Annotated in this window: 19 protein-coding genes and 1 riboswitch; of the genes, 4 read left to right on the top strand and 15 right to left on the bottom strand. The window is 65.9% G+C overall.

Annotated features, from left to right (window positions below):
* From arsD to PKKP23_RS11325, 14 genes are all read right to left on the bottom strand, one after another.
* Positions 1-846 carry an arsenite efflux transporter metallochaperone ArsD gene (gene arsD / locus PKKP23_RS34925; RefSeq protein ID WP_126876940.1) on the bottom strand — a complete coding sequence of 282 codons (846 nt, stop codon included), beginning with the start codon at positions 844-846 and terminating at the stop codon, positions 1-3.
* 18 nt (positions 847-864) lie between these two features.
* On the bottom strand, positions 865-1,395 hold the full coding sequence (locus PKKP23_RS11265) for an aspartate carbamoyltransferase (RefSeq protein WP_126877082.1): 531 nt from the start codon (positions 1,393-1,395) through the stop codon (positions 865-867).
* Positions 1,396-1,414: 19 nt separating this feature from the next.
* Complete coding sequence (arsB, locus tag PKKP23_RS11270) at positions 1,415-2,509, bottom strand: ACR3 family arsenite efflux transporter (protein WP_126876941.1); 1,095 nt, start codon at positions 2,507-2,509, stop codon at positions 1,415-1,417.
* Positions 2,510-2,532: 23 nt separating this feature from the next.
* Positions 2,533-3,027, bottom strand: a complete 495-nt coding sequence (locus PKKP23_RS11275; RefSeq protein ID WP_126876942.1) for an arsenate reductase ArsC — start codon at positions 3,025-3,027, stop codon at positions 2,533-2,535.
* A 13-nt stretch (positions 3,028-3,040) separates the two neighbouring features.
* Positions 3,041-3,514, bottom strand: a complete 474-nt coding sequence (locus PKKP23_RS11280) for an ArsI/CadI family heavy metal resistance metalloenzyme (RefSeq protein ID WP_017774951.1) — start codon at positions 3,512-3,514, stop codon at positions 3,041-3,043.
* 12 nt (positions 3,515-3,526) lie between these two features.
* Positions 3,527-3,850, bottom strand: coding sequence for an ArsR/SmtB family transcription factor (locus tag PKKP23_RS11285; protein WP_126876943.1), 324 nt, complete (start codon positions 3,848-3,850; stop codon positions 3,527-3,529).
* A gap of 139 nt (positions 3,851-3,989) precedes the next feature.
* Entirely contained in the window at positions 3,990-4,181 is a 192-nt protein-coding gene (locus tag PKKP23_RS11290; RefSeq protein ID WP_026121470.1) for a Flp family type IVb pilin, read from the bottom strand.
* Between the two features lie 223 nt (positions 4,182-4,404).
* Positions 4,405-5,322 (bottom strand): ABC transporter ATP-binding protein, encoded by a 918-nt coding sequence (locus PKKP23_RS11295; RefSeq protein WP_126876944.1) that lies wholly within the window; start codon positions 5,320-5,322, stop codon positions 4,405-4,407.
* A 50-nt stretch (positions 5,323-5,372) separates the two neighbouring features.
* Positions 5,373-6,344 carry an ABC transporter permease gene (locus PKKP23_RS11300; RefSeq protein WP_126876945.1) on the bottom strand — a complete coding sequence of 324 codons (972 nt, stop codon included), beginning with the start codon at positions 6,342-6,344 and terminating at the stop codon, positions 5,373-5,375.
* A gap of 54 nt (positions 6,345-6,398) precedes the next feature.
* Positions 6,399-7,466 (bottom strand): ABC transporter substrate-binding protein, encoded by a 1,068-nt coding sequence (locus PKKP23_RS11305; protein WP_240658913.1) that lies wholly within the window; start codon positions 7,464-7,466, stop codon positions 6,399-6,401.
* Between the two features lie 85 nt (positions 7,467-7,551).
* On the bottom strand, positions 7,552-9,441 hold the full coding sequence (gene atzF / locus PKKP23_RS11310; RefSeq protein ID WP_126876946.1) for an allophanate hydrolase: 1,890 nt from the start codon (positions 9,439-9,441) through the stop codon (positions 7,552-7,554).
* Positions 9,432-13,157, bottom strand: a complete 3,726-nt coding sequence (gene uca / locus PKKP23_RS11315; protein ID WP_126876947.1) for an urea carboxylase — start codon at positions 13,155-13,157, stop codon at positions 9,432-9,434. The genes atzF and uca overlap by 10 nt, the downstream gene beginning before the upstream one ends.
* On the bottom strand, positions 13,157-13,810 hold the full coding sequence (locus PKKP23_RS11320) for an urea amidolyase associated protein UAAP2 (protein ID WP_126876948.1): 654 nt from the start codon (positions 13,808-13,810) through the stop codon (positions 13,157-13,159). Before PKKP23_RS11320 ends, uca begins: the two co-directional genes overlap by 1 nt.
* Positions 13,811-13,821: 11 nt before the next feature.
* Complete coding sequence (locus PKKP23_RS11325; protein ID WP_240658915.1) at positions 13,822-14,604, bottom strand: urea amidolyase associated protein UAAP1; 783 nt, start codon at positions 14,602-14,604, stop codon at positions 13,822-13,824.
* A 55-nt stretch (positions 14,605-14,659) separates the two neighbouring features.
* Positions 14,660-14,799, bottom strand: a riboswitch (guanidine-I (ykkC/yxkD leader).
* A gap of 453 nt (positions 14,800-15,252) precedes the next feature.
* Here PKKP23_RS11325 and PKKP23_RS34090 point away from each other — a divergent pair.
* Together PKKP23_RS34090 and PKKP23_RS11330 are read left to right on the top strand one after the other, a co-directional pair.
* Positions 15,253-15,417: a hypothetical protein gene (locus PKKP23_RS34090; protein WP_017774961.1), complete on the top strand. Its 165-nt coding sequence runs from the start codon at positions 15,253-15,255 to the stop codon at positions 15,415-15,417.
* Between the two features lie 16 nt (positions 15,418-15,433).
* Entirely contained in the window at positions 15,434-15,670 is a 237-nt protein-coding gene (locus tag PKKP23_RS11330; protein ID WP_017774962.1) for a hypothetical protein, read from the top strand.
* A 25-nt stretch (positions 15,671-15,695) separates the two neighbouring features.
* Here PKKP23_RS11330 and PKKP23_RS11335 read toward each other — a convergent pair whose 3' ends face one another.
* Positions 15,696-16,448, bottom strand: a complete 753-nt coding sequence (locus tag PKKP23_RS11335; RefSeq protein WP_126876949.1) for a response regulator transcription factor — start codon at positions 16,446-16,448, stop codon at positions 15,696-15,698.
* Positions 16,449-16,702: 254 nt separating this feature from the next.
* Here PKKP23_RS11335 and PKKP23_RS11340 point away from each other — a divergent pair, with 254 nt between their 5' ends.
* The gene (locus PKKP23_RS11340; protein WP_126876950.1) at positions 16,703-17,350 is read left to right on the top strand and encodes an outer membrane lipoprotein; all 648 of its coding nucleotides are present in this window, start codon (positions 16,703-16,705) and stop codon (positions 17,348-17,350) included.
* Positions 17,351-17,441: 91 nt separating this feature from the next.
* Positions 17,442-17,927, top strand: a complete 486-nt coding sequence (locus PKKP23_RS11345) for an SRPBCC family protein (RefSeq protein ID WP_126876951.1) — start codon at positions 17,442-17,444, stop codon at positions 17,925-17,927.
* The last annotated feature ends 110 nt before the right edge of the window (positions 17,928-18,037 follow it).

Consider the following 18,037-nt stretch of genomic DNA (forward strand, 5'->3'; position numbering starts at 1 on the left):
CTAGCAGCAGCCCGACCCCGGCGTGCAGCAGCTGCCGGCCTTGATGTGCGGTTTTTCCGCCGTCGTCAGCGCAATGCCGAGTTTCTGCGCGAGTTGCTGGCGCGACGGATACATCCCCGTCGACACGATATGGCCGTCGACCACGAGGATCGGCAACCGCTCCATGCCGGCTTCCATTTCCTTGACCACCGCGGCGTTGGCGGCGAACGCCTGCGGCGCCTGGCCCAGGTTGTAGCGGGCCACTGTCACGCCGTGCGCCTCGACCCACTTCAGATCGGCGGCGAATTGCGCCAGCACGGGGTCGACGTCCACGCCGCAAACGCCGGTCGAGCAACACATGGCGGGATCGAACACTTCGAGTTTCTTCATGGCAGGCACCTTGGAGCAATCGGGATTCAGCGGTCTCCACAAGCACGGGTGCGTCTGCGGGCAGAGATGCGTGAATTCAGGCAGACCGCGGATCGCTTCGGGAATGTGGTTTCGCTCGATGCGAGTGAATCCGCGCCGCGCGAAGAACGTGTGGGCGGGTTCGTCGTTCGGAATAAGGTAAAGCGCCCCGAGCGATCGCCTTTGCGCTAGCGCAATGGAAGCGTCGACAAGGCGCGTGCCGAGGCCGGATGCGCGCAGCCGCGGGTGAACGGCGACCGAACGCAACAGGGCCGCATCGCCGGCTTGCTCCAGTCCCGCCACCCCGACGATGGCGGCGTCGCGCACGGCGACGTGGAAGCCGTCCAGGCTTTGCGCCGTGAGGTCGCTGGCCGGTAGCCCGCAGGTATCCAGCAACGCGCGGACGCCGTCGAAGTCCGTAGCGGCGGCCGGGCGAATTTCGTCATCAGGTGTGCTCATGCCGACGCTCCTCTACGTTCACTGCCCGGACATGTCCGCCGGATAGTGGTGCATTGCGCCCGCGTCGTGCCCTGCCATCGCGTCGTGCCCATGATCGGACAACTGCGCGTCGAACCAGTCGTGCAGCGCGGCCACGAGACGAGGCTGCTCGCTGCGATACACGATTTCGCCCCCGTCGCGCACGTCGCGATAGTCGATCTTCAACTCCCCAGGCTGTGCCGTACGCAATACGGCGAGGCCGGGCATGTCGTTGCCGTGAATCTGCTCCGGCGCCCCGAAGTCACCCGCCGAAAACCGACGGGCGATCGCGGCGAGATGCCCGCGGATCAGCGCGGTCTGTTTCGGGTCGGGATGCTTCGTGACGACGCGCTGGATGCCGCCATCGGCCGTCTTCGTAAAGATGTGGGTGGTTGCCGCGAGCGAAAACGGCATCACGTCCGCACCGTGTTGCGCGACTTCTTTCTGGCGCGCCGTGACGTCGGCAAGGGTGAGCGGCGCAACAACCGCCGTGCCGAGCAGTACGGCAACCGATGCCGCGAGGCCTTTCATCCGACGGTTCGCGAATACCTTACGCACGCTCGTACCACTCCTTTGAACGGTTGACGATACGGACCACGAGCAGCATGACCGGCACTTCGATCAGCACGCCCACCACCGTGGCCAGCGCCGCGCCGGAATTGAAGCCGAACAGGCTGATGGCGGCCGCAACCGCCAGCTCGAAGAAATTGGATGCGCCAATGAGCGCTGACGGGCAGGCCACGTTGTGTTTCTCGCCCACTGCGCGGTTGAGCCAGTAGGCAAGCGCCGAGTTGAAGAACACCTGGATCAGGATGGGCACCGCGAGCAGCGCGATCACCAGAGGTTGATCGAGGATGGCTTCGCCCTGGAACGCGAACAGCAGCACGAGCGTGGCGAGCAGCGCCGTGATGGACCACGGCCCGATCTTTGCCATCGCGGCATCGAATGCCGCCTGGCCTCTCGCGAGCAGCGCCTTGCGAAGCATCTGCGCAAGCGCGACCGGGATCACGATATAGAGCACCACCGAAGTGAAGAGCGTCGCCCATGGCACGGTGATGGCCGAGATGCCGAGCAGCAGGCCGACGAGCGGTGCAAAGGCGACCACCATGATGCTGTCGTTGAGCGCCACCTGCGAGAGCGTGAAGAGCGGATCGCCCCCGGTCAGCCGGCTCCAGACGAACACCATCGCCGTGCAGGGCGCGGCAGCCAGCAGGATGAGTCCCGCAACGTAGCTGTCGAGTTGCGCGGCAGGCAGCATCGGCGCAAAGAGATGCTTGATGAAGAGCCAGCCGAGAAACGCCATCGAGAAGGGCTTGACGAGCCAGTTCACGACCAGCGTGACGCCGATTCCCTTGATGTGCTGGCGGACCTCGTGCAGCGAGCCGAAGTCCACCTTGACGAGCATCGGGATGATCATTACCCAGATCAGCAGGCCCACCGGCAAGTTGACCTGGGCGTATTGCATGCGGCCAATGGCCTGGAAAACGGCCGGGAAAAACTGTCCGGCCAGGATGCCGGCAACGATGCACAGCGCGACCCAGACGGTGAGGTAGCGCTCGAAGAAGCCGATGGGCGGCTTGGCAGGCGGCTTTGCAGGCGGTTCCGCAGGCGGCTTGTTCGAAGCGGTGACGTTGGTGGCGGTCATGAGGCGATTCGCAAAAAGAAGGCTCAGCTTTTCAGGATGTCGTCCAGCGCATGCTGAAGCTCGGCATCGTTCAGACGATCCAGCGGAAGGGCGAGCAACTGCAGCATGCGATAACCGATGGCCTCACGCGTGAGTTCGAACGCCTGCCGTTTGCCTTCGTCGCCGCCCGGCGCATTGGACGGATCGGCGTAGCCCCAATGGACCTTGACGGGGCTTCCCGGCCAGAACGGACATTGTTCCGCGGCCGCGCTGTCGCACACCGTGATGACGATGCGCATTCGGGGCGCGCCGTCTGCCGCGAATTCGTCCCAGCTTTTGCTGCGATAGCCCTGGGTGTCGACGCCCGCGTTTGCGAGTGCTTGCAGCGCAAACGGGTTGATACGGCCGCTCGGTGCGCTGCCGGCGCTATAGGCGCGCACGTCCTTGCCGAGCTTGTGCGCCCAATGGTTCAGCATGCCTTCGGCCAGTACGCTGCGTGCTGAATTGTGGGTGCAGAGAATGAGTACGTTGGTGGTCATCGCGGCCATCGCCTCATTGCTCGCCAGCGGCGGGTGCCGCGGCCGCGCATGAGGTGTTGCCACGCGGGGCGCAACAGGAAGATGCGCCTGAAGCCGGCAATTGCCGGTTGCTCTCGCCGTAGACGAGCGCGCTGCCGAGGCTATGAAAATGCTCCCAGGCGATGCCCTGCGGATCCACGATCCAGTGCTTGTCGCTGCGCGCATAGCAGCAGGTGGTTTCGCCCTGGTCCAGCAAGGCCATGTCCGCAGCCTGGGCGCGCTGCGCGAGTTCGGCGAGTTCGTCGGCGTGGTCAACCTGGAAGCCCAGATGATCCACGCCGGCCTTTGTGCCGCGCGTCGAAATGGCGAAGTTCACGCGGGGATCGTCCAGCATCCATTTCGCGTAGTCCGTTTCGATCCGCGCGGGTTCGGCGGCAAACAGCTTCGTATAGAAAGCGACACTGGCTGCAAGGTCCTCAACGTGGACGTGGACGTGAAACCGCTTCATGAATGTTCTCCTTCAGCATTTGCAGGAATCGGCGCCGGGCGTGAGGCACGTCTCGCCCTGGCAACAGTTTTCGGTCAGAAAGCCGAGCAGCGCATTCATCTGCTCGAAGGCGGTTCGATAAATCAGGCTGCGCCCATCGCGTTCCTGCGTGACGAGCCCCGCGTGCATCAACTCCTTCAGATGAAAGGAGAGTGTCGCGTTGGGAATGTCCAGTTGCCCCGCGATGGCGCCTGGCGTGAGTCCTGCCGGACCTGCCACCACCAGCATGCGGAACACGCGAAGCCGAAGCGCGTGAGCGAGCGCCGCCAGGGCGCGAATGACATCGATTTCTTCCATATTTCCAATATAGTCGAAATTAAAGGCCGACGCCAGCAAATGATGAAGAGATGAAGAGCCGATCCGCTAAAGGCCGCTCTCTCGCCAGGCCGCACGTGGACGAAGCCCGTGCAGCCCGGCGCGCATCAAATCATCCCGTTTAGCTGGAACTGCCGGAGTTCTGCGCCGCGGTCACCTGCGTGAACAGGTTCGTAAAAAGCGCACCGATGTTGTTGCTAAAGGCCACGCCGACAGCCGTCAGCGCCACCGCCACAATGCCCGCCATGATGGCGTATTCCATGGCGCTTACGCCGCGCTCGTCGCGTGCGAAGAGGCTCAATGCGTGTTTCATGGCTGCAATCCCCAGGATGTCTCTGTTTTGGTGCCCTGCGGTGTCGCCGCATGACGCGGATACCCGTGTGGGCCTCGACGATTCTATCGGCGGCATACCGGAAGAAGTTTTCGAAATCAGCTGTCCTGATAGAACCGCGTCCGGTGGGCCGACAAACCGCTTATCGGCGGGGCTGCACAAAACTTGAGCGAGTGAAGTGTTGCTATTTGCGGCGCGCCTGTGCTCACTCCACCTCGTCGTTGACGTCCGTCATGCGGATCATGTGCGGGCTCACGCGCGCCTCGTCCTCGGGCGATTCGTGCGATTGCGGCGGGTGAATCAACGCGTCGAGCCTTGCGCGCGTGGCGAGAAATTCCGGCGACGTGAACTGCTCGTAGCTGCGCGGCCGTGGCACGGGCACTTCGATCAACTCCTGCACCTCACCCGGATGCGCCTTCAGCACGAGAATGCGGTCGGCGAGAAAGATCGCTTCGTCCAGGTCGTGGGTAATGAACAGGATCGTGATGTCGACGTTGCGCCAGATGTCGAGCAGATGCGCCTGCATCTTCGCGCGGGTCTGCGCGTCGAGCGCGCCGAACGGCTCGTCCATGAGCAGGATGCGCGGCCGGTTCGCGAGCGCGCGCGCAATCGCCACGCGCTGCTTCATGCCGCCCGAAAGCTGATGCGGGTACGCGTTCGCGAATTTCTCGAGGCCCACCAGATCGAGCCATTGCAGCGCTTCGCGTTCCGCTTCGGCCGCGCCCTGGCCGTTCATGCGCAGCCCGAACATCACGTTCTTCTTTACCGTGAGCCAGGGGAACAGCGTGTAGCCCTGGAACACCATGCCGCGGTCGGCGCCGGGGCCGTCCACGGCTTTGCCGTTCACGCACACTTCGCCGCTCGTCTGCGTTTCGAGCCCCGCGAGAATGCGGATCAGCGTGGATTTGCCGCAACCCGACGGTCCGATCACGCAGACGAACTCGCGCCGGTGCGTCGTGAAGCTCACGTTGTTGAGCGCGACGTGCTCGCCTTGCGGCGACGCGAAGCGCTTGCCCAGATTGCGAACCTCCAGCACGGGTTCGCGGGCCTTGAGGCGCGCAAAGCGCGCCCGTACCGCATCGGACTGCAGGAGGTAGTCGGGTATGGATTGCGGGGACAGCATGTTGCGCTCCTTGAGAGTCGATGCGAATACAGCGAACCGTGCAGCGAACCTCACGCCTTGAGCGTACGGTCCCACGGAAACAGCTTGCGGCCGAGCAGCGCGAGCACGAGGTCCGTGCCGAGGCCGATGATGCCGATCATCATGATGGCCGCGTAGACGTTGTCGAAATGCTGGTACCGCGCCTGCTGCGTGATGTACCAGGTGATGCCCGAACTCGTGCCCACTAGTTCCGCGACGATCAGATAGGTCCACGCCCAGCCCAGCAGAATGCGCTGATCGCGGTAGAGGTCCGGCAAGATGCCGGGCACCACCACGTGCGTGAGCAGCTTGAGGCGCCGCGTGCCGAGCGTCATCGCTGCTTCCAGCAGCCCGTATTCGAGCTTGCGCGTGGTGTTGGCGATGATGAGCACCTGCTGAAAGAGCGTGCCGATCACGATGATGGCGATCTTCGGCGCGTCGTAGATGCCGAGTATCGCGACCATGAGCGCCCCGAACGCGGGCGCCGGCAAATAGCGGAAGAACTCGAAGAACGGCTCCTGAAGCCGCGCGAGCGCGCTGTACGTGCCGCACACAATGCCGAGCGGCACGCCGGTTACCGACGACACCACGAAGCCCCAGAAGATCACCTGGACACTGTGCCAGAGGCTCTGGTGCAGCCACACGCCGTCCTGGCCCGCGGGCGGCGTGGTGAACGCCGTATAGAACGCGCGCAGCACTTCGTGCGGCGCCGGCAGATAGACGGGATTCGCGCTCATGCCTGCGGGCAGTGCGGCGTGCGTCTGCCGCGCGTGCTCCAGTTCGTCGGCGAACACGGCCTTGTCCACGCGCATGCCGGGCTGGAAATAGTCCACGCTGCCCGGGGTCGTGATGAGCATCTGCGGATGCCAGATGAACGGCACATAGCTCACGATGCACCACACGATGAGCGGCAGCAGGAACGAGCCGGCGCCCAGCATCCACTTCGCGCGCGGCGGCAGTTCGCGCCGCACGGCAAACCATCCCGTCTGACTCATTCCGGCCATGGCGTTCTCCAGCAATGTTCTTTGGCGGTCACGGGCGCAGTGCCCGTGACCGTGTTACTTCAGCGCTGCCGTCAGCGACGGATCGATATACGCATTCACGTCCTGCGGCGTCTTGTACACCGCGTACTTCACGTTGAACGCATCGGCGGTGCGGCTCGAGCCGTACAGCGACTTGAAGCCGTCGCCTTTCACGTAGGCTGCGCGCGCTTCGGGCAGCGTGAGCAGCTTCGTGCCTTTGAGCAGCGGCAGGTATTGCTCCGGCTTCAGGCCCACGCGGTTCGCCATGATCTTCACGGCGTCGGCTTGCGTGGCCGGATCGCCGATGTAATGCACGACGCGGTACCAGACCTTCGCGAGCTTTTCCCAGTCCGCGCGATGCGAAGCGAGGCTCACGGGGTTCACGGCGAGCACGTCGTAGATGAGCCCCGGTTCGTCGGCCGACGTGAACACCGGACGCGAACCCGGCACCTGACGCAGCGCCTCGCCCGCGTTCGGCTGCCAGGCGGCGATGGCGGAAACGTCCGCAGAGGCGAGCACCTGGGGCGTCTCGTTGGTCTTCGCGTTCACGAGCGTCACGTCGCTTTCCTTCATGCCGTTGCGCTGCAACGCGTCGAGCAGCAGCAGATGATCGACCACACCGAACTCCACGCCGATCTTCTTGCCCTTCAGGTCTTTCAGCGTGCGCGCGGGCGGCTTCGCGACCACCATGTCGTTGCCGTTCGAGTAGTCCGTGATGAGCGCCATCACGTTCTTCGCGCCGTTCGCGCCCATCGTGAGCGCGTCGCCGTTCGTGACGAGCACGGCATCGAGCTTGTTGGCGGCGTAGGCGTCCATGGAGGCGGCGTAGTCGAACCATTCGAACTGCACGTCGAGGCCGGCTTCCTTGAACCAGCCCTTGTCGATGGCGACTTGCCATGCGACCCAGCCCGGCCAGTCGCTGTAGCCCACGCGCAGCGGCGCGGCAGCAGCAGACTGCGCCGCGGCGGCGAAGAGCCCCGTGGCGAGCGCGGCGGCCCCGGCCGCACGCGCGAGCCACCGGCATACCGAGCGCTTCGCGAGAACCGCGGCGCTCGTGGCGGCTCGCGAGGGCGAGCCGGATGCGATTGCGAACTTCGTCTTCATGGGTGATCTCCAGGCAGGATGGTCAACGGCTTGCTTCAGTGAATCGGTTGGGTTGGGTCTCGTTTCTTTTCGGTGACGGTGCGGCTCATGGCGTTTCGGCGGCACTGGCGCTCTCGCGGGCTGGCGGCTCAGCGGTCTGCGAAACATGACGCCGATACGCGCGCCAGCCGCCGAATGCGCTGATGTCCTCGGCGCCTGCGAGCGCTGCGTTCTCGCACAGGAAGCCCTGCACCGTGCTGCCGTCGGCGAGCGTGAGTGTGCCGATGCCGAGCGGCGCGCGAATGCCCGCCACGAACGAGCCATACGCGGCCACTGGCATGTCCCACACCTCGACTTCGATAGCTGTGCCGCCTTCGCTCACGCGAACGAGGCCGGGCTTTACCGGCGTGCCAGCCGTCGCGATGGGCAGCGCGTAGAGCCGATAGGCCGGCGCCGTCGACGTGGTCGAGACGAGCCGCGCTCCTCGTTCTGTGAGCTGCTCATTGAGCGGCTCGCCGCTCAGATGCGCACCGACGACGGCGACGCGGACGGTGGCGCCATGCGTCGATTGCGGTTCGACGCGTGCGGAAGGCATAGACGCCTCTTGCGTTTCACCGAGCCACGCCCGCGCAAGCGCAAGCAGCGCCGCATCGTCGTGAGCGCGGCCCACGAACGTCACGCCGAACGGCAACCCCGCATGCGCACCTTCGGCGCACACGCCCGCAGGCACCGCGAGCGCAGAGAGATCGAGCAGATTGACGAAGTTCGTGTAGTAACCGAAGCGCGCGTTCACGCCGATGGGATCGGCTTCGAGTTCCGCAATCGTCGCCGTGGTGGGCGACGTGGGCGTGACCATGACGTCGATCTGCGTCCAGACCTGTTCCGCCTGCAAGCGTAGTGCGGCGAGGCGGTCGAAGGCGGCGAACGCGTCCGCGGCACTCCAGCGTGCCGCGCCGCCGATGATCTGCCGCGTGACCGGATGCAGCGCGTCAGGCTGCGCCTCGAAGAACGCTCGGATGGCGGCGAGTCGTTCCGCGACCCACGGTCCTTCGTAGAGCAGTCGCGCGGTGGCGAGGAACGGCTCGAAATCGATTTCCACGAGTTCGGCGCCCGCGGCTTTCAGCTTGTTCAGCGCGGCATCGAATGCGGCGGCGTACGAGTCGTCGCCGTAGAACGCGAGTTGCGCCTGGCGCGGCACGCCGAAGCGCACGCCACGCAGCGTGGCGGGCGCGAACGCGAAAGCGCTGGCGGAGGGCTGCCAGGCACGCGCATACGGGTCGCTATCCGCCACGCCGTGGGCCACGTCGAATACACGTGCGGCGTCGCCGGCCGACTGCGCGAAGATCGACACGCAATCGAGCGACCGGCACGCGGGCACCACGCCGAGCGTGCTCAACACGCCCTTGGTCGGCTTGAGGCCCACGAGGCCGTGAAAGGCCGCAGGCACGCGCCCGGAGCCGGCGGTGTCGGTGCCTAACGAAAACGCCGCGAGCCCGAGCGCCACCGCCACGGCGCTGCCCGAACTGGAGCCGCCCGACGCGTAGCGCGGGTCGAGCGCGTTGCGGCACGCGCCATAAGGCGAGCGTTGGCCCGAGAGGCCCGTGGCGAACTGATCGAGATTCGTCTTGCCCACGGGGATCGCCCCGGCGGCGATCAGCCGCTCCACCACGGGCGCGCTGCGTTCCGGCGTGTACGCGTAGGCGGGGCAGCCGGCCGTGGTGGGCACGCCTGCGAGGTCGATGTTGTCCTTGATCGCGAAGGGGATGCCGTAGAGCGGCAGCGTAGCGGGATCGCGGCCCTCCAGGCGCTGCGCGTAAGCCATCATCTCGTCGCGCGTGAGGGTGCGAATCCAGACGTGGTGCGTGTCCTCGCCCGATGTGCGCGCGGCGAGCGCCTCCACCAGCTGTGCGGGCGTAAGACTGCCGTCGAGATAGCGGGCGCGCAGCGACGCTATCGACATCGACTCAGCCACTTCGGATTGAACGTTCACTTGCATGTAGCCTCCTCGCCGGTCGCGTTTGCGGTTGCGGTTGCGCTTGTGCTTGTGGTTGTCTCGACGCAAGGCGCGGCGGCACTCGCTATCTGCAGCACCATCAGCCGCTGGCCTGCGACAACGGCATCGCCCGCCGCGCAGCCGATGGTTTCGATCACGCCGTCCGCAGGCGCAGCCACGGCCACTTCCATCTTCATCGACTCCACGATCGCCACGTCTTGCCCTTCGGTCACGCGTTCGCCCTCGGCGACCAGCAGCTTCCAGACGCTGCCCGACACGTCGGCGGCAATCGCGCGGCGGTCGTCGGGCAGAGCCGCTTCATCCGCTGCATCGCCTGCGGCGCCGTTCGCATTTGCCTCGCCCTCCGCGGCGTAGTCCGCCTGGCCCGCGGCGCGCCACCGCTCGCGCTCGGCTTCGAAGGCGGTTTGCTGGCGCGACTTGAATGCCGCAATGGACTCCGCTTCGTCCTTCAAAAAGCGTTCGTACTCACCCAGATCGAACACCGACTCTTCTATGCGTAGCGATCGGCGCCCCGCGATGAAGTCGCTGCGCCACTCGGCCAGTTCGGCTTCGCTCACTTCGAAAAAGCGGATCTCGTCGAAGAAGCGCAGCAGCCACGGCTTGCCCGCGACGAACTCCTTCGTGGTGCGGTAGCGGTTCCACATCTGCACGGTGCGTCCGACGAACTGGTACCCGCCCGGGCCTTCCATGCCGTAGACGCACAGATACGCGCCGCCGATGCCCACGGCGTTTTCGGGCGTCCACGTGCGCGCGGGGTTGTACTTGGTGGTGACGAGCCGATGCCGAGGATCGACGGGCGTCGCAACAGGCGCGCCGAGATAGACGTCGCCCAGCCCGAGCACGAGGTAACGCGCGTCGAACACGATGCGCTTCACGTCGTCGATGCTTTCCAGCCCATTGATGCGGCGAATGAACTCGATGTTGCTCGGGCACCAGGGCGCATCGGGGCGCACCGACTGCATGTAGCGTTCGATCGCGATGCGCGTGGACGGGTCGTCCCACGAAAGCGGCAGATGCACGATGCGGTTGCGCACGCGCATGGCGTCCACGGCGGGCAGCGCGGCCTCGGCTTCGCGCAGATGGTCGAGCAGCCGCTCGCGCGAGAGCGTCGCGCTGTCGAAATGCACCTGCAACGAGCGGATGCCGGGCGTGAGGTCCACGATGCCGGGCAACGGGTTCGCGGCGAGCCAGTCCATCAGGGCGTGCACGCGAAAGCGCAGCTTGAGGTCGAGTACGGGCGGCCCGTATTCGATCAGCAGGTTGCGGTCACCGGAGCGGCGATAGACCACGCCGACGCCGTCGCCTGCGTGGTCGTCGCGGTGGAGTACGCAGTCGTGTGCTGCGTTCGGCTTCGTGCCTGACGATGTAGATGCGGATGCAGATGCGGACGCAAGTGCCGACGCAAGAGCGGATGCATCTGCCGGCACAAACCGCACCGTATCCCCCGGGCGCAGCTGCCCCAGCTTCCACAGGTCATCGCCGATCACCGTGACGGGGCACACGAAGCCGCCCAGGCTCGGGCCGTCGGGGCCGAGAATCACCGGCATGTCGCCCGTGAAATCCACGGCGCCAATCGCATACGCGTTGTCGTGAATGTTCGACGGATGCAGCCCGGCCTCGCCGCCGTCCGTGCGCGCCCATTGTGGCTTCGGGCCGATCAGGCGCACGCCTGTGCGGCTCGAGTTGTAGTGCACGGTCCAGTGCGCCTCGTAGAGCATCGCGATGTCGTCGGGCGTGAGGAAGTCGGGCGCGCCGTGCGGGCCGTCCAGCACGCGCAGCTCCCACGCGTGCGTGAGGACAGGGACGCGCGTGGGTGCGAGCGTGGCGCCGGGCTCGCCGTGGCCCGCGTGCGTGCCGACGTGCAGCACGTCGCCTTTACGCAGCGCGCGGCCCGCGTGGCCGCCGAACTGACCGAGCGTGAAGGTGGCTTTGCTGCCCAGATAGTCGGGCACGTCCAGGCCGCCCTTCACGGCGAGGCACGCGCGCATGCCCGCGCCTGTCACCCCGCCCAGCTTCAACACCGCGCCTGCGGCTGCGCGCGTCACGGTCCAGAACGGCGCCGGCTCGCCGTCGAGCGTGGCAGCGAGCGCTGCGCCGCCCAGCACGAACAGCGTCTCCGTATTGAAGCGCAGCGTGGCGCCGACCATCGTGAATTCGAGCCCCGCGGCATCAGGCGCGTTGCCGAGCAATTCGTTGGCAAGCTGGAACGAGAGGTCGTCCATGGGCCCCGAGGGCGGCACGCCGATGTCCCAGTAACCGAGCCGCCCTGGCAACTGCTGCACCGTGGTCTGCACGCCGCCGTCGAGCACGTCGATGGTGTGCGGCGCGAAGTGGAAGCGGCCGAGAAAGCCCGTGGTCTGCTCGCCGCTCGCGAACGTGGGCGAGCCCGCAATCGCGCGCAGGTAGTCGAGATTCGTTTCGATGCCGTAGAGCCGCGTTTCGGCGAGCGCGCCGCGCAGCTTCGCGAGCGCGGCTTCGCGCGACTCGCCGGTCGCGATGATCTTCGCGAGCAGCGGATCGTAGAACGCGCTCACCTCCGTGCCGGCATCGACCCAGGTGTCCACGCGCACATCGGCGGGAAACGCGACGTGCGTGAGCGTGCCCGAGCCGGGCTGAAAGTGCCTGTTCGGGTCTTCGGCGTAGACGCGCACCTGAATGCTTGCGCCACGCGGCGCCTGCGTCGCTTTTACCGCTTGCGCCAACGTGGCGAGCGGCGCCAACGTGCCTTCGGCCTGGCGGATCATCCACTCCACCAGATCGACGCCCGTCACTTCCTCGGTCACGCCGTGCTCGACCTGGAGCCGCGTGTTGACTTCGAGAAAGTAGAACGCGCGCGTGGTGACGTCGAACACGAATTCGACGGTGCCCGCGGAGGCATAGTCGACCGACTTCGCGAGGCGCACGGCGGTGGCATGCAGGGCGGCGCGTTCTTCGTCCAAGAGCCCCGGTGCCGGCGTTTCTTCGATCACCTTCTGGTTGCGCCGCTGCACCGAGCAATCGCGCTCGCCGAGCGCGATGACGTTGCCCGCGCCGTCGCCGAACACCTGCACCTCAATGTGGCGTGCGTGTTCGACGAACTTTTCCAGATAGACGCCCGCGTGCGCGAAGTTCGCTTCGCCAAGCCGCGCCACCGACGCGAACGCCGCCTCCAGTTGCGCCGCGTCGCGGCACAGCGACATACCGATGCCGCCGCCGCCCGCGGTGCTCTTGAGCATGACGGGGTAGCCGAGCGTGGCGGCGGCGTCGAGTGCCGCCGCTGCATCGGCGAGCAGCCCGGTGCCGGGCAGCAGCGCCACGCCGCTCGCTTGCGCGAGTTCGCGCGCCGTGTGCTTGAGGCCGAAGCGCCGCATCTGCTCCGGACGTGGGCCGATAAAACGCAGCCCTGCCGCTTCGCATGCCTCGCCGAACGCCGCGTTTTCCGAGAGAAAACCGTAGCCCGGATGAATGGCCTGAGCGCCCGTGCGGCGCGCCGCATCGAGTATCGCGGCCGCGTTGAGGTAGCTCGCGGCGGCGGGCGCGGGCCCGATGCAGACGGCTTCGTCGGCCTGCATGACGTGCATGGCGTGACGGTCGGCTTCCGAATACACGGCGACCGACGCGATGCCGAGCCGCTTCAGCGTGCGGATCACGCGGCAGGCAATCTCGCCGCGGTTCGCGATGAGGACCTTGTCGAAGGTTTTCTGAAGCGTATGTGCCATCAGGCGCTCCAGATCGCGAGCCGCACGGGCGTCGGGTTATAGCCGTTGCACGGGTTGTTGAGCTGCGGGCAGTTCGAGATGAGCACCGTGACGTCCTGCTCCGCACGCATTTCCACGTACTTGCCCGGCGCCGAGATGCCGTCTTCGAACGTGAGCTTGCCAAGCGGCGTGACTGGCACGTTCATAAAGAAGTTGATGTTGCTCACGATGTCGCGCTTCGTGAGCAGCGCGCCCGCGCCGCACGTGCAATGCGTGATCGCGTTGAGGAAGCTGTCGCGGCAGTTGTGCATGTGGCGCTTTTCGAGCGCGTAGCGCACGGTGTTGCTCTCGGCCGCGCAGGCGCCGCCCAGCGTGTCGTGACGGCCACAGGTGTCTGCAACGATGGTGAGCAACGCGTTGCCGCGATTCGACATCAGCACGCTGCCCGCCGTGAGGTACAGGTTGCGCTGCGCGCGAATGGTGTCCTGCGCGCTATAGCGTTCGTGCCGGTCGGCGCTGCTGTAGAAGAGCGTGTCCACGGCCTGGTTGCCTTCCAAGTCGATGATGCGCAGCGTCTCGCCGCGCTTCACATCGTGCAGCCAGGGCTCGCCCGCGGGCAGCGTGAAGTCGTAGTGGGCATGGCGCAGATCGAGCGCGCTTTCGATGATCGGCATGGCGGCGCTCCTTACGCGAACAGACGGTCGGTGTTGATGAAGCCGCGAGTGTTCTCGGGGCAGGCGGTGCGGCACGGGTCGTCGGCGGGGGCGGATGCGTCAGCGGCATAGGCGCGGTATGCGATCACGCGCACGGGCTTGGGCTCGTACTGCGTACGCGGGTCGAGCGGATGCGGCGCCGTGGAGAACGCTGCAAGCGTGTTCATTTCGAAGCGCAGATCGAACGTGCTTCCCGCCGGCGAATGGCCCGGCACGAATTCGAGCGCGCCGTCGTCGCCCACGGCGACCTTGCTGAAGAAGTTCACGTTGGCCACGAGGTCGCGCTCGCCAAGGCCGTGCTTCGCGAGTTCGAGCACGAGGCTGTCGCGGCCGTTGCGGATCATGTCGTTGCGATGCGTTTGATAGCGCGCGGTGCCGTACTTGTGCGCGAAGAGCGCGGCATCGCCTACGCCGCCGAGCGGATCGTGCCAGCCGAGCGTATCGGCCGTAATCGACGCCATGACGCGCCCCATGTCCGAATACAGTACGTGGCCGCGCGTGAGGTGCGCGGTGTGCTGGGCCTTCAACGTGTCGGCCATGTTGTAGCGTTCGAGCGGATCTTCCTGGCGATAGAACACGGCAGCGAGATTCGCGCCGCCTTCCATATCGACGATGCGCAGCGCGAGGCCGCGGCGCACGACGGCGGACCAGTGGGTGCCCGCGGGAATCACGGTTTCCCACAGCGGCGTGATGGCGGGGAGGGACGTGTCCCGTGTAGCGGGCAGCGCGGCGTCGGCGGGGAGGCTGGACGGCATGGAGGCTCCTGGGTCGGATTGGACAAAGCGTGAGAGGGCGACGAACGACATCGCGACCTCCCGGGCTTTTATCCCTCCGTGGAGCCTCGGCGCCGCCTTGCAGGAAGGTGGAGACGAGACCGGATTGCTCTCGGACCAGGCGTCGTGTGTGCGGCTTGCGCAGCGGTCACGACCGGAACCCTAGCGATCCTAAGATGATGCAAATTGCTTCGCACCTCTCGCGGGGTAACTTAGCGAGTTCTGTGCCAGAGGTTCGTGCCGAAGCCGCTATAGACGCGCGCAGGCCCTACAGGGCAAGCGTTGCGCCGCATGTGTGCGTGCGCACGGCACGCGCGTTGAAGGCCGTTTGCAAGCCGCCGTGCGCGTTCACGAAGCGGCGCGTGCACCGAGGCAAGGCGCACGAGGCACCACAGCGAGGCACGATGCTCGGCGCACCTGCGAGGCGGGCGAGGGGTTCAAGACCCCGCAAAGCCCCGCCAGGCGGGCGATTCAGCCATTGTTGTGGAACAGCAAACTATGAATTCAGCGCTGCCCCGTTGATGCAAATCGGGAAATGCTCCAACTTACGCATCAACGGGCGGCCAGAAGTGGTAGCCCTGCTGAACCGATCAACCTGACTCAATCGCATTTGCGGACGTGGAGCATGAGATGGATATCGTCGATCTCGCCCGGCAGGCTGGCATGACGGTCGTGCTCGATGCGCGCATCGGGCGCGAGGAATACCGCACCGTGCATGGCTCTGTCGCGGCACTGGAGCGGTTTGCGGAACTGGTGGCCGCGTCGCTCGAATGCGAGTCCGCCCGCGAAAACTGATTGCAAGGAGAAGGCCATGAGCTTTGACGACTCGACTTTCCAACGCGCCAACGTCGCGCGCCGCGTGCACGATGAGAGCGGAGAACTGCGGAGCGGAGAACTGCGCCGTGCGCATGCCGAAGTGCGTACGGATAGCAGCAACGCGACACGCGCGGCCGTGCCAGCACGAAACTGGGCATGGGCCAACAGCAACGACACGTACGACTGGATGGATTCGCATACGCCGTCTCCGTCGCCGGATCTGCTGAACTGACCGCGTTACAGACTGACGTGTACCGCTATGCGACTTCGGCGGACGTTGCGACGTCCGCCACATCCAGCTGATAGCCGCGCGCATACACGGCACGCAGCTGCACCCCACGCGTGCCGTTCAACTCCAGCTTCTTGCGCAGTTTGTAGATGTGCTGTTCGAGCGTGCGTCCCACGATGTCGTCCGAACTGCTCCACACCGCGCCGGCCATCTGCCGGCGACTCACATATTCCCCGCACCGCGAAAACAGGATCCACGCCACGGCGAACTCGCGTGGCGTGAGGTCGATGGTCTGCGTGCCGATGTGCACCGTGCACGTGCGCCGGTTGAGCGCATACGCGCCTACGACGAGCCGATCGTCTGCGTGGGTGGGCCCCGCGCTGCCACACGTGCGTCGTAGTGCGAGATGCACGCGCAAGACGAGTTCGCGCGAATCGACCGGGGAGAGCACCACTTCATCGGCGCCGGCATCGAGCAGTTGCTCGGCGGCGTCGATGCCGCCGCGGATGCCCACCGCGATGAGCGGCACGCGCGAATCCTCGTGACCGCTGCGCTGCGCGAGAGCGGGCGGTGATGATGCCGCGTCGCTTTGCGCGTCCATCAGGATCGCGCTGAAGGTCGGTTGATTCGATGCAGCGGCGCGCGCGAGCGCTGCGCTGTCGGCGAAATGGACGCACGTGGCGCCGTCTTCGCCGAAGCACGCACTGACGAGGCCAAACAGGCTCGCGCTGCCTGTTACGACGGCGAGCCGCACGTTGCGGCACAGGGAAGGTGGGTGCATGGCGTCGCGCCTCGTTGTCGTTATGACATGCCCACACAACACTCAATGGAGCGGCGTTATTCCTCGCACGTTTTTCTTTCCGACGGGCTATCGACGCGGCCTGGCGAGGCCCGCGCGATGGGCGGCAAAAGACTTTACACACTGTTACTCGGGACCACGAAAAATCGGCGGCGCCTTTCCCTATACTCCGCGCATCATCCGTTACGCCCGCGGGCGCGGGCACCACCGCGACGGCAGCACATCGAGTACAGATCATGAAAAACACGCGTTCAGTCAGGCTTTTTGTTGGGACCGCTGCCATCGCGGCAGGCGCGGCACTTGCGCTCACCGGATGTGCCGTGCCGGGACCGTCGCCTTATGGATCGTCGTACGGCGGCGTGTACCAGGCGCAACCGGCGTATGCCCAGCCTCAGCCGGCTTACTCGCAGCCGGGGTACGTGCAGCAGCCGTATGCACAGCCGGGCTATCAGCAGCAATACGACACGCAGGGCTACCCGCAGCAGCCTGCGCCGCAGCCGTATCCGCAGCAGCCTGCCGCGGGTTATGGTGCGCAATACGGTGTGGTGTCGAGCATCCAGCCGCTCGTTTCAAACGGCGGTCCGGCGAGCACGGGCGGTGTGGTCGGCACGGTGGCGGGCGCGCTGGTGGGCGGCGTGATCGGCAACCAGTTCGGACGCGGCCACGGCCGCGATGTCGCGACGGTGGTGGGCGCGCTGGGTGGCGCGGTGGCCGGCAACCAGATCGGCCAGCAATACAGCAATAGCACGTCGACGCCGTCGGGCTACCGCGTCGTGGTGCAACTGAGCGACGGCTCGTCGCGCGCGTTCGATGTGAGCAACCCCGGCGATCTGCGTCCTGGCGACCGCGTGCAGATCAACGGCAATCGCATCGACCGTTACTGATTCCGTTTGGGCCTCGCCGGCACGGACCGGGACCTCCATGTGCTTCGCGCCGGTTCAGAATAAGAACCGGCACACGACCACGGAGGCTGCCGTGCGCAACAGCCAGTACGCGTTCACGACGACATGGCGCATCCACGCGCCGTTGCAGGCGGTGTGGACCGCCATAGAAGACTGCGCGCGGTGGCCTGAATGGTGGAAGAGCGTGGAGCGCGTGGAAGCCATCGAGGCCGGCGACACACGCGGCATCGGCGCATTGCATCGCTACACGTGGAAGGGCGCGCTGCCGTACCGGCTCGTGTTCGACATGCGCGTGACGCGCATCGAGCCTCTTGTCGCACTCGACGGTTATGCCACGGGCGCCGTGGAAGGCGCCGGCCGGTGGCGTTTTTCAGAGCAGGACGGCGTGACGGTCATTCGCTACGAATGGCAGGTACGCACCATGCGGCCGTGGATGAACCTCGTGGCTCCCCTTGCCCGGCCGCTCTTCCAATGGAATCACGACCACGTGATGCGCGAAGGCGGCAAAGGGCTTGCGCGCCTGCTCGACGTGCCGCTTATTGACATCGAGCACGGCTGAATTTTGCGGGCTACAATCCGGCGCCGGGATAACCCTGGGTGATCGAAGCGTCTATCGTCTGCAGAATCGCTGCGCTAGCGGCGCGACATAACCTTTCGCATCGCCTGCAT

This window comes from Paraburkholderia kururiensis JCM 10599 = LMG 19447 (assembly GCF_003986935.1).
Classification (GTDB): Bacteria; Pseudomonadota; Gammaproteobacteria; order Burkholderiales; family Burkholderiaceae; genus Paraburkholderia; species Paraburkholderia kururiensis.